This window comes from Burkholderia sp. Bp8986 (genome assembly GCF_003854225.1).
Taxonomy (GTDB): Bacteria; Pseudomonadota; Gammaproteobacteria; order Burkholderiales; family Burkholderiaceae; genus Burkholderia.
Map to the genome: position 1 here is coordinate 1 of NZ_QTQM01000221.1, position 366 is coordinate 366.

Below are 366 nucleotides of genomic sequence, written 5' to 3' on the forward strand. Positions count from 1 at the left end.
CAGTGAAAAGAGTGGTCGATTACAACGTGAAGGTCCGCGTGAAGTCGGACAACACGGGCGTCGACATCGCGAACGTGAAGATGTCGATGAACCCGTTCGACGAAATCGCGGTGGAAGAAGCGGTGCGGCTGAAGGAAGCCGGTGTCGCGACCGAAGTGATCGCGGTGTCGGTCGGCGTGACGCAAGCGCAGGAAACGCTGCGCACGGCGCTGGCAATCGGCGCGGATCGCGCGATCCTCGTCGAGTCGAACGACAGCGTCGAGCCGCTGGCCGTCGCGAAGATCCTGAAGGCGCTGGTCGACAAGGAACAGCCGCAACTGGTGATCCTCGGCAAGCAGGCGATCGACGACGATTCGAACCAGACGG

1 pseudogene is annotated in these 366 nt (G+C 62.3%); it reads left to right on the top strand.

Annotation, left to right across the window (positions count from 1 at the left end):
- Positions 1 to 2 precede the first annotated feature (2 nt).
- Positions 3 to 366, top strand: a pseudogene (locus DID99_RS36980) (electron transfer flavoprotein subunit beta/FixA family protein); the annotation flags it as partial.